31 protein-coding genes are annotated in these 21,755 nt (G+C 65.6%); 3 read left to right on the top strand and 28 right to left on the bottom strand.

Features of this window, described 5'->3' with window-relative positions:
• Positions 1-253 precede the first annotated feature (253 nt).
• The 3 genes from coaA to mscL all read left to right on the top strand — a co-directional run bounded on the left by coaA (position 254) and on the right by mscL (position 2,494).
• A complete protein-coding gene (coaA, locus tag EDL96_RS06190; RefSeq protein WP_123824932.1) occupies positions 254-1,210 on the top strand; it encodes a type I pantothenate kinase in 957 nt (318 codons plus the stop codon).
• An 11-nt stretch (positions 1,211-1,221) separates the two neighbouring features.
• Positions 1,222-1,971: a M15 family metallopeptidase gene (locus EDL96_RS06185; protein ID WP_123824931.1), complete on the top strand. Its 750-nt coding sequence runs from the start codon at positions 1,222-1,224 to the stop codon at positions 1,969-1,971.
• Between the two features lie 82 nt (positions 1,972-2,053).
• Entirely contained in the window at positions 2,054-2,494 is a 441-nt protein-coding gene (gene mscL / locus EDL96_RS06180) for a large conductance mechanosensitive channel protein MscL (protein WP_123824930.1), read from the top strand.
• A 115-nt stretch (positions 2,495-2,609) separates the two neighbouring features.
• Here the strand turns inward: mscL and glmM are convergent, their stop codons facing one another.
• From glmM to rplV, 28 genes are all read right to left on the bottom strand, one after another.
• Positions 2,610-3,962: a phosphoglucosamine mutase gene (glmM, locus tag EDL96_RS06175; RefSeq protein ID WP_123824929.1), complete on the bottom strand. Its 1,353-nt coding sequence runs from the start codon at positions 3,960-3,962 to the stop codon at positions 2,610-2,612.
• A 229-nt stretch (positions 3,963-4,191) separates the two neighbouring features.
• Positions 4,192-4,695, bottom strand: coding sequence for a 30S ribosomal protein S9 (rpsI, locus tag EDL96_RS06170; RefSeq protein WP_123824928.1), 504 nt, complete (start codon positions 4,693-4,695; stop codon positions 4,192-4,194).
• Positions 4,696-4,733: 38 nt separating this feature from the next.
• On the bottom strand, positions 4,734-5,177 hold the full coding sequence (gene rplM, locus EDL96_RS06165; protein WP_123824927.1) for a 50S ribosomal protein L13: 444 nt from the start codon (positions 5,175-5,177) through the stop codon (positions 4,734-4,736).
• A gap of 293 nt (positions 5,178-5,470) precedes the next feature.
• Positions 5,471-6,433, bottom strand: coding sequence for a tRNA pseudouridine(38-40) synthase TruA (gene truA / locus EDL96_RS06160; protein ID WP_123824926.1), 963 nt, complete (start codon positions 6,431-6,433; stop codon positions 5,471-5,473).
• 149 nt (positions 6,434-6,582) lie between these two features.
• Positions 6,583-7,407 (bottom strand): 50S ribosomal protein L17, sunset domain variant, encoded by an 825-nt coding sequence (gene rplQ / locus EDL96_RS06155; RefSeq protein ID WP_123824925.1) that lies wholly within the window; start codon positions 7,405-7,407, stop codon positions 6,583-6,585.
• Between the two features lie 98 nt (positions 7,408-7,505).
• Positions 7,506-8,510 (bottom strand): DNA-directed RNA polymerase subunit alpha, encoded by a 1,005-nt coding sequence (locus EDL96_RS06150; protein ID WP_123824924.1) that lies wholly within the window; start codon positions 8,508-8,510, stop codon positions 7,506-7,508.
• A gap of 156 nt (positions 8,511-8,666) precedes the next feature.
• Complete coding sequence (rpsK, locus tag EDL96_RS06145; protein WP_047691985.1) at positions 8,667-9,071, bottom strand: 30S ribosomal protein S11; 405 nt, start codon at positions 9,069-9,071, stop codon at positions 8,667-8,669.
• 92 nt (positions 9,072-9,163) lie between these two features.
• A complete protein-coding gene (gene rpsM, locus EDL96_RS06140) occupies positions 9,164-9,532 on the bottom strand; it encodes a 30S ribosomal protein S13 (protein WP_123824923.1) in 369 nt (122 codons plus the stop codon).
• 183 nt (positions 9,533-9,715) lie between these two features.
• Positions 9,716-9,829 (bottom strand): 50S ribosomal protein L36, encoded by a 114-nt coding sequence (rpmJ, locus tag EDL96_RS06135; RefSeq protein ID WP_012397712.1) that lies wholly within the window; start codon positions 9,827-9,829, stop codon positions 9,716-9,718.
• Between the two features lie 62 nt (positions 9,830-9,891).
• On the bottom strand, positions 9,892-10,113 hold the full coding sequence (infA, locus tag EDL96_RS06130) for a translation initiation factor IF-1 (protein WP_047691983.1): 222 nt from the start codon (positions 10,111-10,113) through the stop codon (positions 9,892-9,894).
• A gap of 247 nt (positions 10,114-10,360) precedes the next feature.
• Positions 10,361-11,533: a 23S rRNA (adenine(2503)-C(2))-methyltransferase RlmN gene (gene rlmN / locus EDL96_RS06125; protein WP_123825013.1), complete on the bottom strand. Its 1,173-nt coding sequence runs from the start codon at positions 11,531-11,533 to the stop codon at positions 10,361-10,363.
• A 198-nt stretch (positions 11,534-11,731) separates the two neighbouring features.
• Positions 11,732-12,562 (bottom strand): type I methionyl aminopeptidase, encoded by an 831-nt coding sequence (map, locus tag EDL96_RS06120; protein WP_123824922.1) that lies wholly within the window; start codon positions 12,560-12,562, stop codon positions 11,732-11,734.
• Positions 12,563-12,700: 138 nt separating this feature from the next.
• Positions 12,701-13,264, bottom strand: a complete 564-nt coding sequence (locus tag EDL96_RS06115) for an adenylate kinase (protein WP_123824921.1) — start codon at positions 13,262-13,264, stop codon at positions 12,701-12,703.
• A 66-nt stretch (positions 13,265-13,330) separates the two neighbouring features.
• Complete coding sequence (gene secY, locus EDL96_RS06110) at positions 13,331-14,641, bottom strand: preprotein translocase subunit SecY (RefSeq protein WP_123824920.1); 1,311 nt, start codon at positions 14,639-14,641, stop codon at positions 13,331-13,333.
• 428 nt (positions 14,642-15,069) lie between these two features.
• On the bottom strand, positions 15,070-15,567 hold the full coding sequence (gene rplO / locus EDL96_RS06105) for a 50S ribosomal protein L15 (RefSeq protein WP_123824919.1): 498 nt from the start codon (positions 15,565-15,567) through the stop codon (positions 15,070-15,072).
• Positions 15,568-15,569: 2 nt separating this feature from the next.
• Positions 15,570-15,776: a 50S ribosomal protein L30 gene (gene rpmD / locus EDL96_RS06100; protein ID WP_123824918.1), complete on the bottom strand. Its 207-nt coding sequence runs from the start codon at positions 15,774-15,776 to the stop codon at positions 15,570-15,572.
• Entirely contained in the window at positions 15,776-16,486 is a 711-nt protein-coding gene (gene rpsE, locus EDL96_RS06095; protein WP_123824917.1) for a 30S ribosomal protein S5, read from the bottom strand. Before rpsE ends, rpmD begins: the two co-directional genes overlap by 1 nt.
• Entirely contained in the window at positions 16,483-16,854 is a 372-nt protein-coding gene (gene rplR, locus EDL96_RS06090) for a 50S ribosomal protein L18 (protein WP_123824916.1), read from the bottom strand. Before rplR ends, rpsE begins: the two co-directional genes overlap by 4 nt.
• A 2-nt stretch (positions 16,855-16,856) precedes the next feature.
• On the bottom strand, positions 16,857-17,393 hold the full coding sequence (rplF, locus tag EDL96_RS06085; protein ID WP_123824915.1) for a 50S ribosomal protein L6: 537 nt from the start codon (positions 17,391-17,393) through the stop codon (positions 16,857-16,859).
• Positions 17,394-17,423: 30 nt separating this feature from the next.
• A complete protein-coding gene (gene rpsH / locus EDL96_RS06080) occupies positions 17,424-17,822 on the bottom strand; it encodes a 30S ribosomal protein S8 (protein WP_123824914.1) in 399 nt (132 codons plus the stop codon).
• 69 nt (positions 17,823-17,891) lie between these two features.
• Positions 17,892-18,449, bottom strand: a complete 558-nt coding sequence (rplE, locus tag EDL96_RS06075) for a 50S ribosomal protein L5 (RefSeq protein ID WP_123824913.1) — start codon at positions 18,447-18,449, stop codon at positions 17,892-17,894.
• On the bottom strand, positions 18,449-18,793 hold the full coding sequence (gene rplX / locus EDL96_RS06070; protein WP_123824912.1) for a 50S ribosomal protein L24: 345 nt from the start codon (positions 18,791-18,793) through the stop codon (positions 18,449-18,451). The genes rplE and rplX overlap by 1 nt, the downstream gene beginning before the upstream one ends.
• Positions 18,793-19,161 carry a 50S ribosomal protein L14 gene (rplN, locus tag EDL96_RS06065; RefSeq protein WP_123824911.1) on the bottom strand — a complete coding sequence of 123 codons (369 nt, stop codon included), beginning with the start codon at positions 19,159-19,161 and terminating at the stop codon, positions 18,793-18,795. Before rplN ends, rplX begins: the two co-directional genes overlap by 1 nt.
• A 419-nt stretch (positions 19,162-19,580) precedes the next feature.
• A complete protein-coding gene (gene rpsQ / locus EDL96_RS06060) occupies positions 19,581-19,859 on the bottom strand; it encodes a 30S ribosomal protein S17 (protein WP_123824910.1) in 279 nt (92 codons plus the stop codon).
• A complete protein-coding gene (gene rpmC, locus EDL96_RS06055; RefSeq protein WP_123824909.1) occupies positions 19,856-20,107 on the bottom strand; it encodes a 50S ribosomal protein L29 in 252 nt (83 codons plus the stop codon). The genes rpsQ and rpmC overlap by 4 nt, the downstream gene beginning before the upstream one ends.
• A gap of 3 nt (positions 20,108-20,110) precedes the next feature.
• Positions 20,111-20,527 (bottom strand): 50S ribosomal protein L16, encoded by a 417-nt coding sequence (gene rplP / locus EDL96_RS06050; protein WP_123824908.1) that lies wholly within the window; start codon positions 20,525-20,527, stop codon positions 20,111-20,113.
• Positions 20,527-21,363, bottom strand: coding sequence for a 30S ribosomal protein S3 (rpsC, locus tag EDL96_RS06045; protein WP_123824907.1), 837 nt, complete (start codon positions 21,361-21,363; stop codon positions 20,527-20,529). The genes rplP and rpsC overlap by 1 nt, the downstream gene beginning before the upstream one ends.
• Entirely contained in the window at positions 21,364-21,729 is a 366-nt protein-coding gene (gene rplV, locus EDL96_RS06040) for a 50S ribosomal protein L22 (protein WP_123824906.1), read from the bottom strand.
• Positions 21,730-21,755 lie beyond the last annotated feature (26 nt).

Below are 21,755 nucleotides of genomic sequence, written 5' to 3'. Positions count from 1 at the left end.
TGGTGATGATCGGGGAGGACGACGTCTTGGAGGGTGCCCCCCACCCCGGCACCGGCAGGTCCGAACGGCCGCTGCAGCGCGGTCGTGGACGGGCTCACCGTGGATGTGCAAGGGAATAGTCTCACGTCCCGATGCACCCGTAGCACACTCACGGCAACGAACTGCCGTGGGCGCCGCGAAACTACCAAGAGAACTCTCCAGAAGGACTGCCAGGACAACGGCAACGAACCGTGCTGTCCTACACTGTCCTGCGATGAGCACAACGCCAGGGGCACACCGCGCGTCGCCGTTCGTGGAACTGGATCGGCACACGTGGTCCCGTCTGTCGACGGAGATAGACGTCCCGCTTGCCGAAGACGAAATCGAGTCCTTGCGAGGCCTCGGCGACCACTTGGACGTCGAAGAGGTCCGCGAGGTCTATCTGCCGTTGTCCCGCTTGCTCACTCTCTACGACGCCGCTGCCACGTCCCTGAACACGTCGACCAACGAGTTCCTGGGTCAGGAGCACGCCCGTACACCGTTCGTGATCGGCATTGCGGGTTCGGTGGCGGCCGGCAAGTCGACCACGGCTCGCCTCCTGCGGGAACTCATGGCGCGGTGGCCGTCCACGCCCCGCGTGCAATTGGTGACCACGGACGGTTTCCTGCACCCCAACGCAGAGCTGGAACGCCGCGGGCTCATGCAGCGCAAGGGATTCCCGGAATCCTACGACCGCCGCGCCCTGCTGAGGTTCGTGGCAGAGATCAAATCGGGGGCCGACGAAGTGCGGGCCCCCAAGTATTCACACGTCACCTACGACATCGTCCCGGGCGAAGAGGTCGTGGTGACCCGCCCGGACGTGGTGATCGTGGAGGGCCTCAATGTCCTGGCCCCCGCCAAGATCGGCCCGGGTGACCGTGCCTCCCTGGCTTTGAGCGACTTCTTCGACGTCAGCATCTACGTCGATGCGCGCACCCAGGACATCGAGCGGTGGTACATCGAGCGGTTCCAGGCGCTCCGACAGGGTGCCTTCGCCGACCCCGCCTCCTACTTCCACCGCTATGCGAGCTTGTCGGATGAGGAGGCAGTGGCCACCGCCACCGACATCTGGAAGCGGATCAACGAACCCAATCTCCTGCAGAACGTCCGGCCCACCCGCGGTCGGGCCCAGCTGATTCTGTCCAAGGCCTCCGACCATTCCATCCGCCGCGTGCTCGTCCGCAAGAACTGAACAGGATCGTCATGCGCGCTGACACGTTTCGGGTCGTCTCGACCGCCGCTCTGGCCGGGCTCCTGCTGGTCGGATGCGGGACCGGCACCTCATCCGAATCATCGGCCCCCACGGACGCGGCCTCCACGACGACGAGCGCGGGCGCACCGGCCTCAAGCGCACCCTCCGGAGCTGCCGCGGCGGACGCGGACACCACGACGGCGGATTCGCTGGACGTCGTCGTGAACAAGCAGAACCCGCTGGACCCCGCCGACTACACGCCGGATCCCTTGGTTGCGATCGAAGGCCAGCAACTGCGAGGGGATGCCGCGGAAGCCCTGGAGACCATGCTGGAGGACATGCGCGCCGAGGACATCACAGTGTCGGTGACTTCCGCTTACCGGTCTTATGACACGCAGGTTTCGACCTATGACCATTGGGTTCAACAAAATGGTCAGGTTACTGCCGATCGCATTTCTGCACGCCCCGGATATTCGGAACACCAGACGGGGCTCGCGGTGGACCTTGCCGATGGCTCGGGATGTGACCTCCAAGTCTGTTTCAGTAAGACCCGGGCCGCCCAATGGGCTGCTGACAATGCATTTGAATACGGTTTCGTGCTGCGTTTCCCGGAGGGCAAGGAATCCATCACCGGTTATGCCTACGAACCGTGGCACTTCCGCTACATAGGGCGCGACCAGGCAGAACAGTTCCACGCCTCGGGGGCAAAAACCCTGGAGGAGTTCTACGGCACAGGGGCTGCCGCCGACTACATCTCTTGAGTCCTGAATCGTGTTCGGAATCACGGGCGTACCCTGTATAAAATCCTGGAACCCCCATCAAATCCCCGCTACCCTTTGACCCATGCTTCAGGGTTTCAAAGATTTCATCATGAAGGGCAATGTTGTCGACCTGGCCGTTGCGGTCATCATGGGCGGCGCCTTCGCACCTGTCATCACCACTCTGGTGGACTCCATCATCATGCCGTTGATCTCGGGCCTAATCGGTTTCCCGAGCTTCGACCAGTTCCTGGCCTTCCAGGTCGGCGACGGCGAGAACTACGTGCGCTTCGGCGCCTGGCTGACCGTCATCATCAACTTCCTGATCATCGCTGCGGCCCTGTACTTCGTGGTCGTCATGCCGATGAACAAGATGATCGAGGCCCGCAACAAGCGCCTCGGCATCGCCCCCGACGAGGAAGAGGTCGAACCCGACGTCGCTCTGCTGACCGAGATCCGCGACCTGCTCGCCGGCGGCGGCACCCCCAAGCCGGGCTCTGCGGCCGACAAGGATCCCAACGCCTGATCCACTTTTCACCCTCCGTTCGAAGAGGCCCTGCATCTCACCGAGATGCAGGGCCTCTTCGTATTCCCGCGGGTTTCAGCCCGCGTTCCGGCCGCCGTTCACGACGACGCGGCGCTCACAGCGCGAGCCGGTCCGCCACCACCCCGGCCAGGAACTCCGCCTCCTCGCGCGCCTGTTCCTCCGTGGCGGCTTCGACCATGACACGCACGACCGGTTCGGTGCCCGAGGCTCGGAGCAGAACCCGGCCGGTCTCCCCCAGACGCCCTTCGGCCGCGGCGACGGCCTGGGCCAGCCCCGTGTCCGTGGCGGTGGCCGAGCGGTCCACGCCCTTGACGTTGATCAGGATCTGCGGCAACCGGGTCATGACCTTGCCCAGTTCGGAGAGCGGGAGGCCCGTCTCCGCGACCCGAGAAGCCAACATCAGACCGGTCAACAGACCGTCGCCCGTGGTGGCCCAGTCGGACATGATCACGTGCCCTGACTGCTCGCCACCCAGGTTGTAGTTCTCCTCGGTCATGGCTTCCAGGACGTAGCGGTCCCCCACCTTGGTCTCACGAATCTCCAACCCGCGCTCCCGCAGGGCCAACTTGAGTCCCAGGTTGGACATGACGGTGACCACCAGGGTGTCCTTCTCGAGCCGTCCACGTTCGTGCATGGACAACGCCAGGATCCCCATGATCTGGTCGCCGTCGATTTCGTTGCCTTCCGCGTCCACGGCCAGGCAGCGGTCGGCATCACCGTCGTGTGCAATACCCAGATCGGCACCGTACTCGACCACCGCCGCTTTGAGCGGACCCAAGTGGGTTGAACCCACGCCGTCGTTGATGTTCAGTCCGTCCGGTTCGGAGCCGATGATCTTGACCAGTTCGGCTCCCGCGTCGTGGAAGGCATCCGGTGACACCCCTGCGGCGGCTCCGTGGGCGCAGTCCAGGACCACCTTGATGCCTTCCAGCCGATGCGGGATGGCACCCACCAGGTGCAGGACGTAGCGGTCCTCAGCATCGGTGAGGGTGGAGATGCGACCCACGCCCGCACCGGTCGGGCGTCGGAAGTCGCGGGATTCGTAGAGTGCCTGGATCTTGTCCTCGACGGCGTCAGGCAGCTTCTTGCCCCCGTGGGCCAGGAACTTGATGCCGTTGTCCGGAGCGGGGTTGTGGGAGGCGGAGATCATCACGCCGAAATCGGCGTCCATGTCACCCACCAGGTAGGCCAGTGCGGGGGTGGGCACCACACCTGCGTCGTGGACGTCCACACCGGAGCCCGCGAGACCCGCGGCCACCGCTGCCCCCAGGAACTCTCCGGACGCGCGTCCGTCACGCGCCAGGACCGCACGGGGGCGTTGTCCCTCCGCCGCGTGATTGTGTCCCAGCACGATGGCTGCAGCCTGCGCGAGGTCCAACGCCATGTCGGCGGTGAGCAGCTCGTTCGCCAGGCCGCGAACACCGTCGGTCCCGAAAATTCGTGTCATCGATCGTCCATCCCCTTGCCGGGGCGGCAGGCGCAGCGGTGTACGCGGTGCCCCTCGGCATGACCTCGGCATGACCCCGGCCGGAGATTACCGCCCAGGTGAGCACACCGTTTCTTGTTGAACTACATCGTAAGTGCCCGGAGCAGGATGTCCCGGGCATGACGACGCCCCGCCGTCTACGGAACGAAACCGTGGACGACGGGGCGTCGTCGTACACCAGCGGCGCAGATCAGCGCTTGGAGTACTGGGGAGCCTTGCGTGCCTTCTTGAGGCCTGCCTTCTTGCGCTCGATGATGCGGGCGTCACGAGTCAAGAAGCCTGCCTTCTTGAGTGCCGGGCGGTTGTGCTCGGCATCGATCTCGTTCAGAGCGCGAGCCACGCCCAGGCGCAGCGCACCGGCCTGGCCGGAGGGGCCACCGCCGTCAATACGCGCGACGACGTCGTAGGCGCCCTGCAGCTCCAGCAGCTTGAAGGGGTCGTTGACCTCCTGCTGGTGCAGCTTGTTCGGGAAGTAGTTCTCCAGGGTGCGACCGTTGATGGTCCACTTGCCTGAGCCCGGGATGAGGCGCACACGCGCGACTGCTTCCTTGCGGCGGCCGGTGGCCTGGCCGGGAACGGTCAGGGCGGGACGCTCGGTCGCCACGGCGGTCTCGGTGCCGACGCTGGACTCGGAGGTGTAGGAGGTCAGCTCCTCCCCCTCCGGGGCGTAGTTCTCTTCAGTGTTCTGAGCCACGATGTCTCCTCGTTCAGTCGATCTCGAAAGGCCCGGAATTACTGGGCGACCTGGTTGAATTCGAAGGTCTTGGGCTGGTTCGCAGCGTGCGGGTGCTCGGGACCCGCGTAGACCTTGAGCTTGGACATCTGCTGGGCAGCAAGCTTGTTCTTGGGGAGCATGCCGCGAACGGCCTTCTCCACGGCACGCACCGGGTTCTTCTCCAGGAGCTCCGCATAGGAGGTCGCGGTCAGGCCGCCGGGGTAGTTCGAGTGGCGGTAGGCCATCTTCTTCCGCAGCTTGTCGCCGGTCAGGGCGACCTTGTCCGCGTTGACGATGATGACGAAGTCGCCCGTGTCCACGTGGGGAGCAAAGGTTGCCTTGTGCTTGCCGCGCAGCAAGACTGCGGCGTGGCTTGCCAGGCGACCGAGGACGACGTCGCTGGCGTCGATGACGTACCAGTCACGCTGGACGTCACCGGGCTTCGGGGTATACGTACGCACGTTGATCTGCCTTCGTTTCGGTTCGATGGATCTGAGCGGGCTCAGATCGGGTCCTGTGTGCTTCGACCGGGGCTCGGGTGAGGGCCGAGCAGCATCCGGGTCCACAGGCCCCGGAGCACCAGACCGCCGTGCGCCCTGCAACTGGGCGGCGGATCAGGGTACACGTGAACCGAGGTGGGACATGCACAACAGCAGTCAAAGATACCGGAGATGCGTTGGCGATTCCACCCGGGGCGGGCCACCGGGTGGAATCTCACATTTGTGTACCGAAATTTAGTGATCCGTTGGGCCGGTCAGGCCTTCACTTCGCTGCGTCGCGCCCGGGTCTGCTCGGCGCGGGCAGCCAACTCGCAGTCCTCCGGGTACATGACCTGTTCCAGCACCAATCCTTGCGGTGGTGCCAGCAGCATGTCGGAGGACCGGGCCCGTTCCTCAAGGCGTTGACCGACCCATTCCACGGGGCGCTCCCCCTTTCCCACGCGTACGGCCGCGCCCACGATGGAACGCACCATGTTGTGACAGAAGGCATCCGCCTCGATGTGGAGTTCGATTGCCCCCGGCGCCACGCGTTCCACGTGGACGGCCCTGATGTCACGCACCGTCGTGGCCCCGGCCCTGGGGCGGCAGAAGCTCAGGAAGTCGTGCAGGCCCGGCAGGGGCTGCACCGCCGCGTTCATGGCGTCGACATCCAGGGACTCGCGCAGCCACCACGTGGAGTTCCGGCTCAGGGGGTCGTGCGCGCTGGATCCGTCCTGGATCCGGTACGTGTAGCGCCTGGCCACGGCCGAGAACCTGGCGTCGAATCCTTCCACCGCCCGTCGGACGTCCGTGATCACGATCGCCCCGGGAGCCTCGGGCAGTCCGCGTTGGCGCCGCTCGGAACCCAACACCCGCGACAACACCCCGGCGGCACGGCGCATGATCACCTCCGCGGCGTCCTCCCCACGGTTGCCGCGCAAATGGCTCCACTCCTGGTCGGTGACGTCGAAGTGCAGGACCTGGCCGCGGGCGTGGACCCCGGCATCGGTTCGTCCCGCGACCACCGTCCGGACCTGCCGCCGCACCAGCATGGACAGGGCGGCCTCGATGCTGCCCTGTACAGTCTCGCGCCCGGGTTGCCGGGCCCACCCGTCGAAGGGGCCGCCGTCGTACCCGAGATCCACGCGGACGCGGACGGGGCGGGGTTCCGATTGATCGGGACCGGGACGCTCCGTCCCGGGCGATGGACAGGGCTGGGACGTGTTGCTTTCAGGCACGGGGAAGGGTGCTTTCTGACAGGGGATGGTGTCTGGGCGCGCGGCGGCGCCGGCTGCGGGTTCGGAGACCAGGATAGGACCGTGGCCCCCGGATCGTGATGATCCGGGGGCCACGGTCAATGGTGATCGCTCATGCCCTCAGGCAGTGATCACTCACCGTCCATCTTCTGGGCGGCAGCACCGCCGGCGGGCGAGTAACCCGCAGCCTCAGCGTTGGCCTTGGTGTCGAACCAGACCTCGGCCTTGGTGCCCGCATACCAACGGGAGCCCGGCACGTGGTACTTCATGGACTGCTTGTTGCCCTTGATGGTGAAGCCCTCGGGGGCCTCGCCGGACTCGAGGGGCTTGGCGGAACCGGCGTACTCGTCGGCCTCGACCGCGCCCTCGGCGGGCTGGGTCTCGACCTGGGCATCGGTGTCACCTGCGGTTGCCGGTGCAACGGCCGCCGGGGTCTCCTCGGAGAGATCGACGGCAGCTGTGCCGCCCTCCTCGGCCAGGGAGGCCGAGGGATCGCTCACGACGTCGGCCGCGGGAGCCGGGGTCTCTTCGGCTACGGCCTTGGGGGCCTGGGCTTTGGTGGCGGCCTCGGCCTCGGCGACGGTGGCCTTGGTGGCGACCGGCTCCATGACCAGTTCGATCACGGCCATGGGAGCGTTGTCGCCCTTGCGGTTGCCGATCTTGGTGATGCGGGTGTAGCCGCCCGGGCGGTCCTCCATGGCGGAGGCGATCGTGGTGAACAGCTCATGCACCACGGCCTTGTCGGTCAGCTGCTTGAGCACCTGACGACGAGCGGCCAGGTCACCGCGCTTCGCGACCGTGATCAGGCGCTCGGCGTGCGGACGCAGACGCTTGGCCTTGGTCACCGTGGTGGTGATGCGCTTGTGCTCGAACAGCTGCTGCGAGAGGTTGCGCAGCATGAGGCGCTCGTGTGCCGGGCTGCCGCCGAGGCGGGCGCCCTTCGTGGGAGTAGGCATATCGGTTGGTCTCCTGGGTGTTTCCCGTCAGCTCAGGCCCTCGACCCGGTTCGTCCCGGTCGATGCGACCCCTTGGCGGGAGAAGAAGGTCGTAAGGATTACTGCTGGACGTCGAACGGGTTGTCGTCGTCGATCGACGCAGGACGCGCGGCGGCCTCGAAACCTGGGGGCGAGTCCTTGAGGGCCAGGCCCAGCTCCACGAGCTTGACCTTGACCTCGTCGATGGACTTGGCACCGAAGTTGCGGATGTCCATCAGGTCGGCCTCGGAGCGGGTCACGAGCTCACCCACGGTGTGGATGCCCTCGCGCTTGAGGCAGTTGTAGGAGCGCACGGTCAGCTCGAGGTCCTCGATCGGCAGCGCCATGTCGGCGGCCATCGCGGCGTCGGTCGGCGACGGGCCGATCTCGATGCCTTCGGCCTCGGAGTTCAGCTCGCGGGCCAGACCGAACAGCTCGACCAGGGTGGTTCCGGCCGATGCGACGGCGTCACGCGGCGAGATGGCTTCCTTGGTCTCGACGTCCAGGATCAGGCGGTCGAAGTCGGTCCGCTGCTCCACACGGGTGGCCTCCACGCGGAAGGTCACTTTGAGCACCGGCGAGTAGATCGAGTCGACCGGGATACGGCCGACCTCGGCGTCGCCGGACTTGTTCTGGGCTGCGGTCACGTACCCGCGGCCGCGCTCGATGGTCAGCTCGAGTTCGAGGCTGCCCTTCGCGTTCAGGGTGGCGATGTGCAGGTCCGGGTTGTGGATCTCCACACCGGCGGGGACCTGGATGTCAGCCGCGGTGACCTCTGCCGGGCCCTGCTTGTTCAGGTAGGCCACGACCGGCTCGTCCTCCTCCGAGGAGACGGCGAGCTTCTTGATGTTGAGGATGAGTTCGGTGACGTCCTCCTTGACACCTTCCACGGTCGAGAACTCGTGGAGCACGCCGTCGATCCGGATGCTGGTGACAGCAGCGCCGGGAATCGAGGAGAGCAGGGTGCGACGGAGAGAGTTACCGAGGGTGTAGCCGAAGCCCGGCTCGAGCGGTTCGATGGAGAACCGTGAGCGGTTGTCGGCCACGACCTCTTCGGAAAGGGTGGGGCGCTGTGCGATGAGCACTGATGGTTCCTTTCAGCGTGCCTCCGCTATATGACGCACGCAGGTGGTGGAGCACTCTCAAGTGTGAGGGTTGGGGCCGGCGGGCCCGAACCGCGTGATGCACGTACCGCTGGTCGCCCCTACCTGGGTGGGGCAACCAGCGATGCGTGCAAGTGATCAAACGCGACGACGCTTGGGCGGGCGGCAGCCGTTGTGGGCGCTGGGGGTGACGTCCTGGATGGAGCCGACCTCCAGGCCGGTGGCCTGCAGCGAACGAATCGCGGTCTCGCGACCCGAACCCGGGCCCTTCACGAAGACGTCAACCTTGCGGACACCATGTTCCTGGGCGCGCTTGGCAGCGGCCTCGGCGGCCATCTGAGCGGCGTAAGGGGTCGACTTGCGCGAACCCTTGAAACCCATCTCACCGGCCGAGGACCAGGACAGCACTGCGCCGCTGGGATCGGTGATGGAGACGATGGTGTTGTTGAACGTCGACTTGATGTGGGCTTGGCCCGAGGTGATGTTCTTCTTGTCCTTGCGACGCGGCTTGCGGGCGGCCGTCGCACGAGTCTTTGGGGGCATTGAGCTTCTCCTGCTAGGTCTCTAACGAGGTGGTCTGAACCGTGTTGGTCTGAGCCAGGGGCGAGATGATTCGCCGAAGGATCTTCGGTTACTTACTTCTTCTTGCCGGCGACGGTGCGCTTCGGACCCTTACGGGTGCGGGCGTTCGTCTTGGTGCGCTGACCGTGCACGGGCAGACCCCGGCGGTGACGCAGACCCTGGTAGCTGCCGATCTCGACCTTGCGGCGGATGTCGGCGGCCACCTCACGGCGAAGGTCACCCTCCACCTTGTAGTTGCCCTCGATGTAGTCACGCAGCTGGACGAGCTGCGCATCGGTGAGGTCCTTGACCCGGATGTCTCCCGAGATCTCGGTGGCCTCGAGAGTCGCGAGCGCACGAGTGCGGCCCACGCCGTAGATGTAGGTAAGGGCGATTTCGATCCGCTTTTCGCGGGGCAGATCGACGCCTGCGAGACGAGCCATTGTGGCGGTTCTCCTTAGTTCTCAGAGGTCTGGAGCATCGCTTTCCGCGGTCCGGCTGCAGGGACGGTGTCCTTGCGGTGCCGCGGTCCTCGGCCTCTGTTGTCCGAGGGTGCCCGCCTGAATCTCTCCGGTCGGGAGCGGTGCAATGTCACCCGCGGTTGCGGGCTGTGCATCGGGGCTGAATCAGCCCTGACGCTGCTTGTGGCGCGGGTTCTCGCAGATCACCATGACTCGCCCGTTACGGCGAATCACCTTGCACTTGTCGCAGATCTGCTTCACGCTCGGCTGGACCTTCATCGCATTCCTTCGCGTTAGCTGTTCGAGATGACAACGCAACGGGGTGCCCGTTGCGCCGCAACTCACTTGTAGCGGTAGACGATCCGACCCCGTGAGAGGTCGTAGGGGCTTAGCTCCACCACGACCCGGTCCTCGGGGAGGATTCGGATGTAGTGCTGGCGCATCTTTCCGGAGATGTGGGCAAGAACGATGTGTCCGTTATCCAACTCCACCCGGAACATTGCGTTCGGGAGAGCTTCGACCACAGCGCCTTCGATCTCGATGACTCCGTCTTTTTTAGCCATGTACTCCGCTCACTTCTGTGCCCGGTGGATCTCCGGGCGGGGTTCGGTTCTAGTGGCGGCCTCCCGCTCCACCCGCATCGCGCGCACGTCATGGCTCGTCGTCGAACCCTGAACGGGGTCACAAGCGGTGTGAAGTGTCGAGATGTTCTGGCAGAGCGCATGGGAGGACGCAGACAACCAGCAGTCAAGAATACGCGCGGTTGCCCTCTGGGACAAGACGGGAGATGGCCCGGCTCGTGTGACCTTGCTAGCTCGCGGCCGCCAGCTGTCCGCAGGCGCCGTCGATGTCCGATCCGCGGGTGTCGCGCACGGTGGTCGGAATGCCGTGGGCGCGGAGACGCTCGACGAAGTTCTGTTCCACACCGCGGCGCGAGGCTGTCCACTTGGACCCGGGGGTGGGGTTCAGCAGGATGGGGTTGACGTGCACCCAACCCCGTCCTCGCGCATTGAGCTTCTCCCCCAGCAGGTCGGCCCGCCAGCCCTGGTCGTTGATGTCTCGGATCAGCGCGTACTCGATGGAAATCCGGCGGCCCGTGGCGTCGAAGTACTCGCGGGCAGCGTCCAGGGCCTCGTCGACCTTCCAGCGGGTGTTGATCGGGATGAGTTCGTCCCGCAGTTCGTCGTCGGGGGCGTGCAGGGACAAGGCGAGGGTGATGGGCAGCCCCTCCCGGGTGAACTTGCGCATGCCCGGCACCAGCCCGACCGTGGACATGGTGAGTCCGCGTGCGGAGATGCCGAGACCTTCGGGAGCGGGATCGATCAACCTGTGGACCGCCTCCATGGTGGCCTTGTAGTTGGCCAGGGCCTCCCCCATGCCCATGAACACGATGTTCGAAACCCGCAGCGGGTCCTGCTCGCGCCGTCCCACTTCGCCGTCGCGCAGCATCCGAATGCCTTCAACCACCTGGCCCACGATCTCCGCCGCCGACAGGTTGCGGGTGAGCCCCGCCTGTCCCGTGGCGCAGAACGGGCAGTTCATGCCGCAGCCTGCCTGGGAGGAGATGCACATGGTCACCCGGTTCGGGTAGCGCATCAGGACGGACTCCACGAGTGCGCCGTCGTAGAGACGGTGGACGCGCTTGACGGTGTCCCCGTTGTCCGCGTGCAAGGTCCGCACGCTTCGCAGGAGTTCCGGCATGGTGTCGTGCACCAGTTGGTCGCGACCGTTCTTGGGCAGGTCGGTCATGTCCTCAGGCTTTGCCGCGAAGCGCTCGAAGTAGTGCCGGGAGAGCTGCTCGGCGCGGAAGGGCTTGTGCCCCATCTCCTTGAGCATCTCGCGGCGCCCGGTCATGTTCGTGTCGGCGATGTGGCGCGGCGGCTTGCCCCGGCGCGCGGCCTTGAAGACCAGTTGGCCGGGAACGGGTCGCGGGGTGTCCGGGGTGCCGGCATCGGGATCCGTGTTGCGGAAGTCCTGTTCGATGTCCGCGGCAGCGTTCGCGGGGGCGGTGTCGGAGCCCACCGGGCCGACGGTGGGGTCGGGCAGGGGTGTGCGGTTCTCGCTCACGGTGTCTCCTGAATGGTCACGGTGTGTGGTCTCGAGGCTACAGGTTGGGTCCGAAAGGGGTTCCGGTCGGAACGGGGTCGGGGATGCCCGACGACGTCGTCGGCGTCCCTCCGTTCAGGGCTCCGGAACGGGCACGGGGGTGACGCCCAACGGTTCCAGCTCTGCGGCTCCTCCGTCCTCGGCGGTGAGCACCCAGATGCCACCCTTGTGGCGGGCGACGGAGTGCTCCCACTGGCAGGCCCGGCCGCCGTCGGTCGTGATCACGGTCCAGTCGTCCTCCAGGACCTTGGTCTCGATCCCACCGGTCACCAGCATGGGTTCGATGGCCAGGCACATCCCGGGCTTGAGGGCCGCCGACTTCTGGCCGGACCGGTAGTTCAGCACGTCGGGTGCCATGTGCATCTGGGAGCCGATGCCGTGCCCCACGTAGTCCTCCAGGATGCCGTACTTCTCCCCGGCCAGGGCCCGTACCCGGTCCTCGATCGCAGCACCGATGTCCCCCACGTGAGTACCCGTTGCCATGGCGGCGATGCCGTGCCACATCGCGTCCCGGGTCACCTCCGAGAGGCGGCGATCCGACTCACTCGGCTCCCCCAGGATCACGGTGCGCGCGGAGTCTCCGTTGAAACCGTCCACGATCGCGCCGCCGTCGATCGAGAGGATGTCGCCCTCCTGCAGCACCCGGTCACCGGGGATCCCGTGGACGACCTCGTCGTTGACGGACACGCACACGGTGGCCGGGTAGCCGAAGTAGCCCAGGAAGTTCGAGGTCGCGCCGTTGGCGGCCAGGACCTCACGGAAAGCGGCGTCGAGGTCCGCCGTGCTCGCCCCGGGGCGAGCGGCGGCCACCGCGGCATCCAGGGCACGGGAGGTCACGACTCCGGCACGGACCATGGTGCGCAGTTGGGCATCGGACTTGTACTCGATGCGGCGGCGACCGAACATCTGCGGTTCTCCTCGGTACAGGGTGGGTACAGGGTGATGGGTGGTTGTCGTGAGCGCTGAGGGGCTCGGGTGGCCGGCCAGGCGTGAGGCCCCCGACGCGGGTCGGGGGCCTCACGCAACAGCACGTGGCTGGGCCGATCAGCCCAGGGCTGCCACGATTCGCTCGGTGACCTCGTCGATCGAGCCGAGGCCGTCGACCTCCCGCACGATTCCGCGGGCGTCGTAGATGTCGACGACGACGGCCGTCTCCTCTTCGTAGACGTCCAGACGGTGCCGGATCACGTCCTCGGTGTCATCGGCTCGACCCTGCTCGGCGGCGCGGCCCAGCAGTCGCTGGACGAGCTCCTCGGTCTCGGCGTTGAGCTTGAGCACCACGTCCAGGTTCTCACCGCGCTCCGAGAGGATCGCGTCGAGTTCCTCGACCTGCGCGGCGTTGCGCGGGTACCCGTCCAGGAGGAAGCCGTTCTGCGCGTCGTCCTCGGCCAAGCGGTCACGGACCATGCGGTTGGTCACCGAATCGGGGACCAGGTTGCCGGCGTCGGTGTAGGACTGGGCCTCTTTGCCCAACTCCGTCCCGTTCTTGATGTTGAACCGGAAGATGTCTCCGGTGGAGATCGCGGGGATGCCCAGTCGCTCGGCAATGCGGACCGCCTGGGTGCCCTTGCCTGCGCCCGGGGGGCCGATGATCAACATGCGGGTCATGTTCACTCTCCTGCTTGCTCGTCTTCTCTGGCTTCGTGTCGTGAATGTGTCCCGGTGAGCCGCGGCTCAGCGCAGGAGGCCCTCGTAGTGGCGCTGCTGGAGCTGGGCGTCGATCTGCTTCACGGTGTCCAGACCGACACCCACCATGATCAGCAGGGACGGTCCGCCGAACGGGAAGTTCTGGTTGGCGTTGAACAGCACCAGCGCGATCAACGGGATCATGGACACGATACCCAGGTAGAGCGCACCCGGGAGGGTGATCCGGTTGATGACGTAGCGCAGGTAGGACTCCGTGGGCTGCCCGGCGCGGATGCCCGGGATGAATCCGCCGTAGCGTTTCATGTTCCCGGCGACCTCCTCCGGGTTGAACGTGATCGAGACGTAGAAGTACGTGAAGAACACGATCAGCAGGAAGTACGCCACCATGTATACCGGATGGTCCCCGGAGGCCAGGTAGGTGTTGACCCAGTTGATCCAGGCCGGCACCGGCGAACCGTCCGTGGGCATGGCGAACTGCGAGACCAGCCCGGGCAGCATGAGCATCGAGGACGCGAAGATGATCGGGATCACGCCCGCCATGTTGACCTTGAGCGGGATGTAGGTCGTCGATCCACCGATGGTCCGTCGGCCCACCATGCGCTTGGCGTACTGCACGGGCACGCGACGCTGGGACTGCTCCACGAACACGACGCACACGATCACGACCAGCCCGATCAGCAGGACCAGGGAGAAGGGGCCCCAGCCCTTGGTGTTGAAGATCTGGCCCAGTGCCGTGGGGAAGCCCGCGGCGATCGAGGTGAAGATCAGCAGGGACATGCCGTTGCCCACGCCTTTGTCCGTGATGCGCTCACCCAGCCACATGATCACCGTGGTACCGGCGGTGAGGGTCACGATGATGATCAAGGTGGTCAGGATCGTGTCGTTCGGAATCACGGGCAGAGGACAACCGGCGAGCAGCTGACCGCTGCGGGCCAAGGAGACCACGGTGGTCGCATTGAGCAATGCCAGCCCGATGGTCAGGTAGCGGGTGTACTGGGTGAGCTTCGCCTGGCCCTGGGGACCTTCCTCGTGCAGTTCCTGGAACCTGGGGATGACCACGCGCAGCAACTGCACGATGATGCTGGCCGTGATGTACGGCATCACGCCCAGGGCGAAGATCGAGACCTGTAGGAGGGCGCCACCGCTGAACAGGTTGACCAGGTCGTAGACCCCGCCCGAGGTGTTCCCCAATGCCAGACACTGCTGGACGTTGCCGTAGTCCACGCCGGGGGCTGGAACGAAGGTACCCAGTCGGTAGATCACGATCATCCCGATGGTGAACAGAATCTTGGTCCGCAGCTCGGGGGTCGTGAACGCCCGACCGAAAGCGCTGAGCACAGATCTCTCCTAGGGTCTTGGTCTCGACCGTGGGCCGGCCGGTCATGTTGCCGGCCCCGCGTGTTGAGCGTGGGATTCGGACGGGGCTGATGAGCCCCAACCCTCCCCTGGGCGACCCGCCGGGCCGCGCGCTGCTCGAGCGGGCGTCGGTGCAATGCGTGCAGTGGGCCGTCTTGGCCCCCGCAAGTCTAACGAAACGGTCAAGGAACGCAGCATCTACGCGGGGAGGGAAGTCTCACACGGGGTTTCCGCCGGCGAATGGGCAGTTTGATCGCTGCTGAAGGTGCCAGGAGCGATCAAACTGCAGTCTCGCCTCCGCGCACGCCGTCAATGCCGTCAATGCCACTGTATGAGACAAGGCCCTCACCTCCCGGAGGGGAAGTGAGGGCCTTGGTCGCGTCAGGACATTCCCGACGACGCGTCAGTGATCACGCAGTGGTGGTGGAGCCACCGGCGGCGGCGATCTTCTCCGCGGCGGAGGTGGAGAACTTGTTGGCGGTCACGTTGACCACCACAGAGATCTCGCCGTCGCCGAGGACCTTGACCGGCTGGTTCTTGCGAACCGCGCCCTTGGCCACGAGCTCCTCTATGCCGACGGTGCCCCCCTCGGGGAACAGCTCGCCCAGGCGGTCCAGGTTCACGACCTGGTACTCCACGCGGAACGGGTTGGTGAACCCGCGCAGCTTGGGCAGGCGCATGTGCAGCGGCAGCTGGCCACCGGCGAAGCCGGGCTTCACCTGGTAACGAGCCTTCGTGCCCTTGGTACCGCGACCGGCGGTCTTACCCTTGGAACCCTCACCACGGCCCACACGGGTGCGAGCCTTCTTGGCGCCGGGGGCCGGCTTGAGGTGGTGGACCTTCAGGGCGTCCTTGGTGGTGCCGTCCGTCGAGATGTTCTCGGCGACGTTCTCAGTGTTCTCAGCCATGCTCAGGCCTCCTCAACCGTCACGAGGTGAGCCACGGTGTTGATCATGCCCGCGGTCGCCTCATCGGCTTTGCGAACCACGACGTTGCCGGGCTTCTTCAAGCCCAGGGAACGAAGGGTGTCGCGCATGTTCTGCTTCTGCCCGACCATGGAGCGGATCTGGGTGATCTTGAGCTCCCGGCCGTCGGCCTGGATTCGCTTCTGCGTCATCACGCACCTGCCTTCTGCTGGAGTTCGCGCAGCAGCGGGGCGGGAACGACCTCGTCCATGGGCAGGCCACGACGAGCCGCGACAGCCGCCGGCTCCTCGAGCTGGCGAAGAGCCTCGATGGTCGCGTGCACGATGTTGATCTGGTTGGAAGACCCGAGGGACTTCGAGAGAACGTCGTGAATGCCCGCGCACTCCAGGACCGCACGCACCGGACCACCGGCGATGACACCGGTACCCGGGGTTGCCGGACGCAGCATGACCACACCGGCAGCGGCCTCACCCTGCACACGGTGCGGGATGGTGCGCTTCTCGACGCGCGGGACGCGGAAGAAGTTCTTCTTCGCCTCCTCGACTCCCTTGGAGATGGCCGCGGGAACTTCCTTGGCCTTGCCGTAGCCGACGCCGACCATGCCGTCGCCGTCGCCGACGACGACCAGTGCGGTGAAGCTGAAGCGACGGCCGCCCTTGACGACCTTGGCAACGCGGTTGATGGTCACGACGCGCTCGAGGAACTTGTCCTTCTCCTCGTCGCGCTCACGTCCACGGCCGCCACGCTCGCCACGGCCACCACGGCCGCCGCGGTCGTTGTTGCGGCCACCGCGCTCGTTGCGCTCACCACGGCCGCCACGTTCGTTGCCGGCTGCGGTGTTGGACTCGGTGCCAGCCTCGGCTGCCACGTTCTCGGTGTTCTCGGTGTTCTGCTCGCTCACAGTGCCAGACCTCCCTCACGGGCGCCGTCGGCGACGGCAGCCACTCGACCGTGGTACTTGTTGCCTCCGCGGTCGAACACGACGGCCTCGATGCCAGCGGCCTTCGCACGCTCGGCGACCAGTTCGCCCACGCGCTTTGCCTTTTCGGACTTGTCAGCCTCGGAGCCACGCAGCTCGGCTTCCATGGTGGAGGCCGATGCAACGGTGACGCCGCGGGTGTCGTCGATGACCTGCACGAACATGTGCCGGGTCGAACGGGTCACGACCAGGCGCGGACGCTCGGCAGTGCCCGTGACGTACTTGCGAACGCGGGCGTGCCGGCGCGCACGCTGTGCGGCCTTGGACTTGCCCTTGATGCTCAGAGCCATGATCACTTACCTGCCTTTCCGGCCTTGCGGCGGATCTGCTCGCCCGCGTAGCGGACGCCCTTGCCCTTGTAGGGCTCGGGGGCGCGCAGACCGCGAATCTTGGCGGCCACGTGGCCGACCTGCTGCTTGTCAATGCCCTTGACGGTCACCTTGTTGGCGCCTTCGACGGCGAACTCGATGCCTTCGGGGGCCTCGAAGGTGATCGGGTGCGAGTAGCCCAGAGCGAACTCCAGGTTCTGGCCCTTCGCCTGCACGCGGTAACCGGTGCCGACGATCTCCAGACCCTTGCTGTAGCCATCGGTCACACCCACGATCATGTTCTGGATCAGGGTGCGGGTCAGGCCGTGCAGGGAGCGGGACTCGCGCTCGTCGTTGGGACGGGTGACCGTGATCGTGCCGTCCTCCTGGGACAGTTCGATCGGTGCGGACACCGTGTGGTTCAGCTCCCCCTTGGGGCCCTTCACGGACACCTGGGAGCCGTCAATCTTCACCTCGACGCCGGCGGGCACAGAGATGGGGAGACGTCCAATACGTGACATGTTCTCTTCCTTCCTTTCTCTGCTACCGGATCACCAGACGTAGGCCAGGACCTCGCCGCCCACGCCCTTCTTGGCAGCCTGCTTGTCGGTGAGCAGACCGGAAGAGGTCGAGAGGATGGCGATGCCCAGCCCGCCCAGAACGCGCGGCAGGTTGGTGGACTTGGCGTAAACGCGCAGGCCCGGCTTGGAGATACGGCGGACGCCGGCAATCGAACGCTCACGCTGCGGACCGAACTTGAGGGTCAGGACCAGGGTCTTGCCGACCTTGGCCGGCTCTTCCGACCAGTCGGCGATGTAGCCCTCGGTCTTGAGGATCTCTGCAACCCGGCCCTTGAGCTTGGAGTACGGCATGCTCACGGTGTCGTGGTAGGCAGAGTTTGCGTTGCGCAGACGGGTCAGCATGTCTGCGACAGGATCTGTCATGGTCATGTGGGCTCGTGCCCTTCCTCGTCTTGGTTTCCCACCGGGTCTTCACCCGTGGGACCTGAGACGTAGTCGTCAGTTGGTCTTGAAGGGGAAACCGAGCGCCTTGAGCAGCGCGCGGCCCTCGTCGTCGGTCTTGGCAGTGGTCACCACGGTGATGTCCATACCGCGAACGCGGTCGATCTTGTCCTGATCGATTTCGTGGAACATCGACTGTTCGGTGAGGCCGAAGGTGTAGTTGCCGTTGCCGTCGAACTGGCGGTCCGAGAGTCCGCGGAAGTCGCGGATACGCGGCAGGGCCAGGCTCACCAGGCGGTCCAGGAACTCCCACATGCGGTCGCCACGCAGCGTGGTGTGGCAGCCGATGGGCATTCCCTCACGCAGCTTGAACTGCGCGATGGACTTCTTGGCGCGGTTGATCACGGGCTTCTGACCGGTGATGGCGGTCAGGTCGCGAACGGCGCCGTCGATGAGCTTGGAGTCCTTGGCGGCGTCACCCACACCCATGTTGACGACGACCTTGACGATGCGCGGCGTCTCCATGACGTTGGAGTAGTTGAACTGCTCCTGCAGAGCGGGGACGACCACGTCCTGGAACTTGGTCTTGAAGCTGGGGGCGGTGGTTTCGGTCATCACAGATCCTTACCAGTGCTCTTGGACACGCGAACGCGCACGGTCTTGTTGCGGCCGTTGCGCTCGACGGTCTCGGTGCGGTAACCGACCTTGGTCGGCTTCTTGGTCTCGGGGTCCACCAGGGCCACGTTGGAGATGTGGATCGGGGCCTCGACCTTTTCGATGCCGCCGGACTCACCCTGCATTGTGGCGCGCTTGTGCCGCGTCACGACGTTGACGCCCTCGACGACCACACGCTGGGTCTCGGGGATGACACGCAGGACCTTGCCCTGCTTGCCCTTGTTGTCCTTCTTGCCGGAAATGACCTGGACCAGGTCGCCGGTCTTGATCTTGAACTTGGGCATCAGAGCACCTCCGGTGCCAGCGAGACGATCTTCATGAACTTCTTGTCGCGCAGCTCGCGGCCCACGGGGCCGAAGATGCGGGTGCCGCGGGGGTCACCGTCGGACTTGAGGATCACTGCGGCGTTCTCGTCGAAACGGATGTAGGAACCGTCCGGACGGCGACGCTGCTTCTTGGTGCGAACGACGACGGCCTTGACGACGTCGCCCTTCTTCACGTTGCCGCCGGGGGTGGCATCCTTCACCGTGGCGACAATGGTGTCACCGATGCCTGCGTAGCGGCGACCGGATCCACCGAGAACGCGGATGGTCAGGATTTCCTTCGCACCCGAGTTGTCGGCGACGGTCAGCCGCGACTCCTGCTGAATCACTTGTTGTCTCCTGTCGTCACGCCGGTTCCAGCACCCTTCGGTTGAGCAGGGGCGGGCCTAGCGGAACAGCTCGTCGGATAAATTCCCCTCCACCTCTGGTCGTGCGTAAGACGCGCACGCTGCGGCAGGGGCTCGGCCTATTCGTGCCAGAAGCATCTGAACTCGCGGCGATTCCTGGCAACCCGAAGGCGCAAGGACGTTGCGGGCATTATGCGCTGGCACGAAAGAGCAGAGGGGTGAGGGCATAGAACTGCCCACACAAGACGTCAACCTTACCACGACGTCGTCGTGCGAACCCAGGGCGGGCAGTCTTGTGTGAGCAGCACAACGGCCCGCACTCCCCCGCCGTTGCGGGAGCGTACGGGCCGTTGCCGAACCGTTGCCGGTCGGGGCGATCTAGCGGCGAAGGGCCGCTGGGATCACTTGGCCTTCTCGATGATCTCGACGACGCGCCAGTGCTTGTCCGCGGACAGCGGGCGGGTCTCGGCGATCAGCACGAGGTCGCCGATCCCACACGAGTTCTCCTCGTCGTGGGCCTTGACCTTCTTGGTGCGACGCATGACCTTGCCGTACAGGGCGTGCTTGACGTTGTCCTGCAGCTGAACGACGACGGTCTTGTTCATCTTGTCCGAGGTGACGTAGCCACGGCGGGTCTTGCGGTAGCCGCGCTCCTCGGTCTTCTGTGCCTGCTCGGTCACTTGGCATCATCCTCATCGGTGGTGTTCGTGGCACGGATGCCGAGCTCGCGCTCGCGCAGAACCGTGTAGATGCGGGCGATGTCACGCTTGACGGCCTTGAGGCGGCCGTTGGACTCGAGCTGACCGGTCGCCGACTGGAAGCGCAGGTTGAACAGCTCTTCCTTGGCCTTCTTCAGCTCGGTGTACAAAGCGTCGTTGTCGAGCTCTTCGAGCTTCTCAATGCTCAGATCCTTGGATCCAACAGCCATTGATCATTCACCGCCTTCGCGACGCACAATGCGTGCCTTCATGGGGAGCTTGTGGATCGCCAGGCGCAGGGCCTCGCGAGCGACCTCGTCGGACACACCGCCGAGCTCGAACATCACGCGACCCGGCTTGACGTTGGCGACCCACCACTCGGGCGAGCCCTTACCGGAACCCATACGGGTTTCGGCGGGGCGCTTGGTCAAGGGACGGTCCGGGTAGATGTTGATCCAGACCTTGCCGCCACGCTTGATGTGGCGGGTCATGGCGATACGAGCTGCCTCGATCTGCCGGTTGGTGACGTAGGCCGGGGTCAGGGCCTGAATGCCCCACTCACCGAAGGTGACCTCGGTGCCGCCCTTTGCCATACCACTCCGCTTGGGGTGGTGCTGCTTGCGATACTTCACACGACGGGGGATGAGCATCAGTTACCACCCTCTGCGTTGGACGCCGGGGCCTGGGCCTCGGCGGCAGGGGCCTCCGCGGTGCGCTCGGTGCGCTCCCCGCGGCGGCCACCACGGTCATTACGGTCGTTGCGACGACGACGCTCGCCACCACCGCGACGGTCGTTGCCGCCACGGCCGCGGGAGGGAGCGGCAGCTTCCTGAGCAGCCAGTTCCTTGTCGGTCAGATCGCCCTTGTAGATCCAGACCTTCACGCCGATACGGCCGAAGGTGGTCTTGGCCTCGAAGAAGCCGTAGTCGATGTTCGCGCGCAGGGTGTGCAGGGGCACACGGCCTTCGCGGTAGAACTCCGAGCGGGACATCTCCGCACCGCCCAGACGGCCGGCGCACTGGATACGAATACCCTTGGCGCCCGCACGCTGCGCGGACTGGATGGCCTTCTTCATGGCGCGGCGGAAGGCCACGCGGGAGGCCAGCTGCTCGGCGACACCCTGGGCAACCAGCTGGGCATCCGCTTCGGGGTTCTTGACCTCGAGGATGTTCAGCTGGATCTGCTTGCCGGTGAGCTTCTCGAGCTCGCCGCGGATGCGATCAGCCTCGGCGCCGCGGCGGCCGATGACGATGCCCGGCCGGGCGGTGTGGATGTCGACGCGGACACGGTCACGGGTGCGCTCGATCTCGACCTTCGAGATACCGGCGCGCTCCATGCCGGTGTCCATCAGCTTGCGGATCTGGATGTCCTCACGGACGTAGTCCTTGTACTGCTGGCCTTCCTTCGTGGAATCAGCGAACCAGTGCGAGACGTGGTCCGTGGTGATTCCCAGTCGGAAACCGTTGGGGTTGATCTTCTGTCCCACTTAGCGGACCTCCTCGTTCTCCGGGGTGGCCACGACCAGGGTGATGTGGCTCGTGCGCTTGTTGATCCGGTAGGCGCGGCCCTGGGCACGCGGGCGGAACCGCTTCATGGTCGGTCCCTCGTCCACGAATGCCTCGGACACGACCAGCTCTTCCTCACGGAAGGGCAGGCCCTGACGGTCGGCTGCCTGGCGGGCGTTGGCCACTGCGGACGACAGAACCTTGAACACCGGCTCCGAAGCACCCTGAGGGGCGAACTTCAGGATGGCCAGTGCCTCGTGTGCCTGCTGGCCCCGGATCAGGTTGACGACGCGCCGGGCCTTCATCGGCGTCACGCGGACGTACCGCGCAGATGCCTTGGCTTCCATTGCTTTCCTCTTCTCGTCTCTTGACG

It is taken from the genome of Kocuria soli (assembly GCF_003797835.1).
Taxonomy (GTDB): domain Bacteria; phylum Actinomycetota; class Actinomycetes; order Actinomycetales; family Micrococcaceae; genus Kocuria; species Kocuria soli.
The sequence above is the reverse complement of the archived record's forward strand: the minus strand, read 5'-3'. Positions and strand labels throughout refer to the sequence as shown.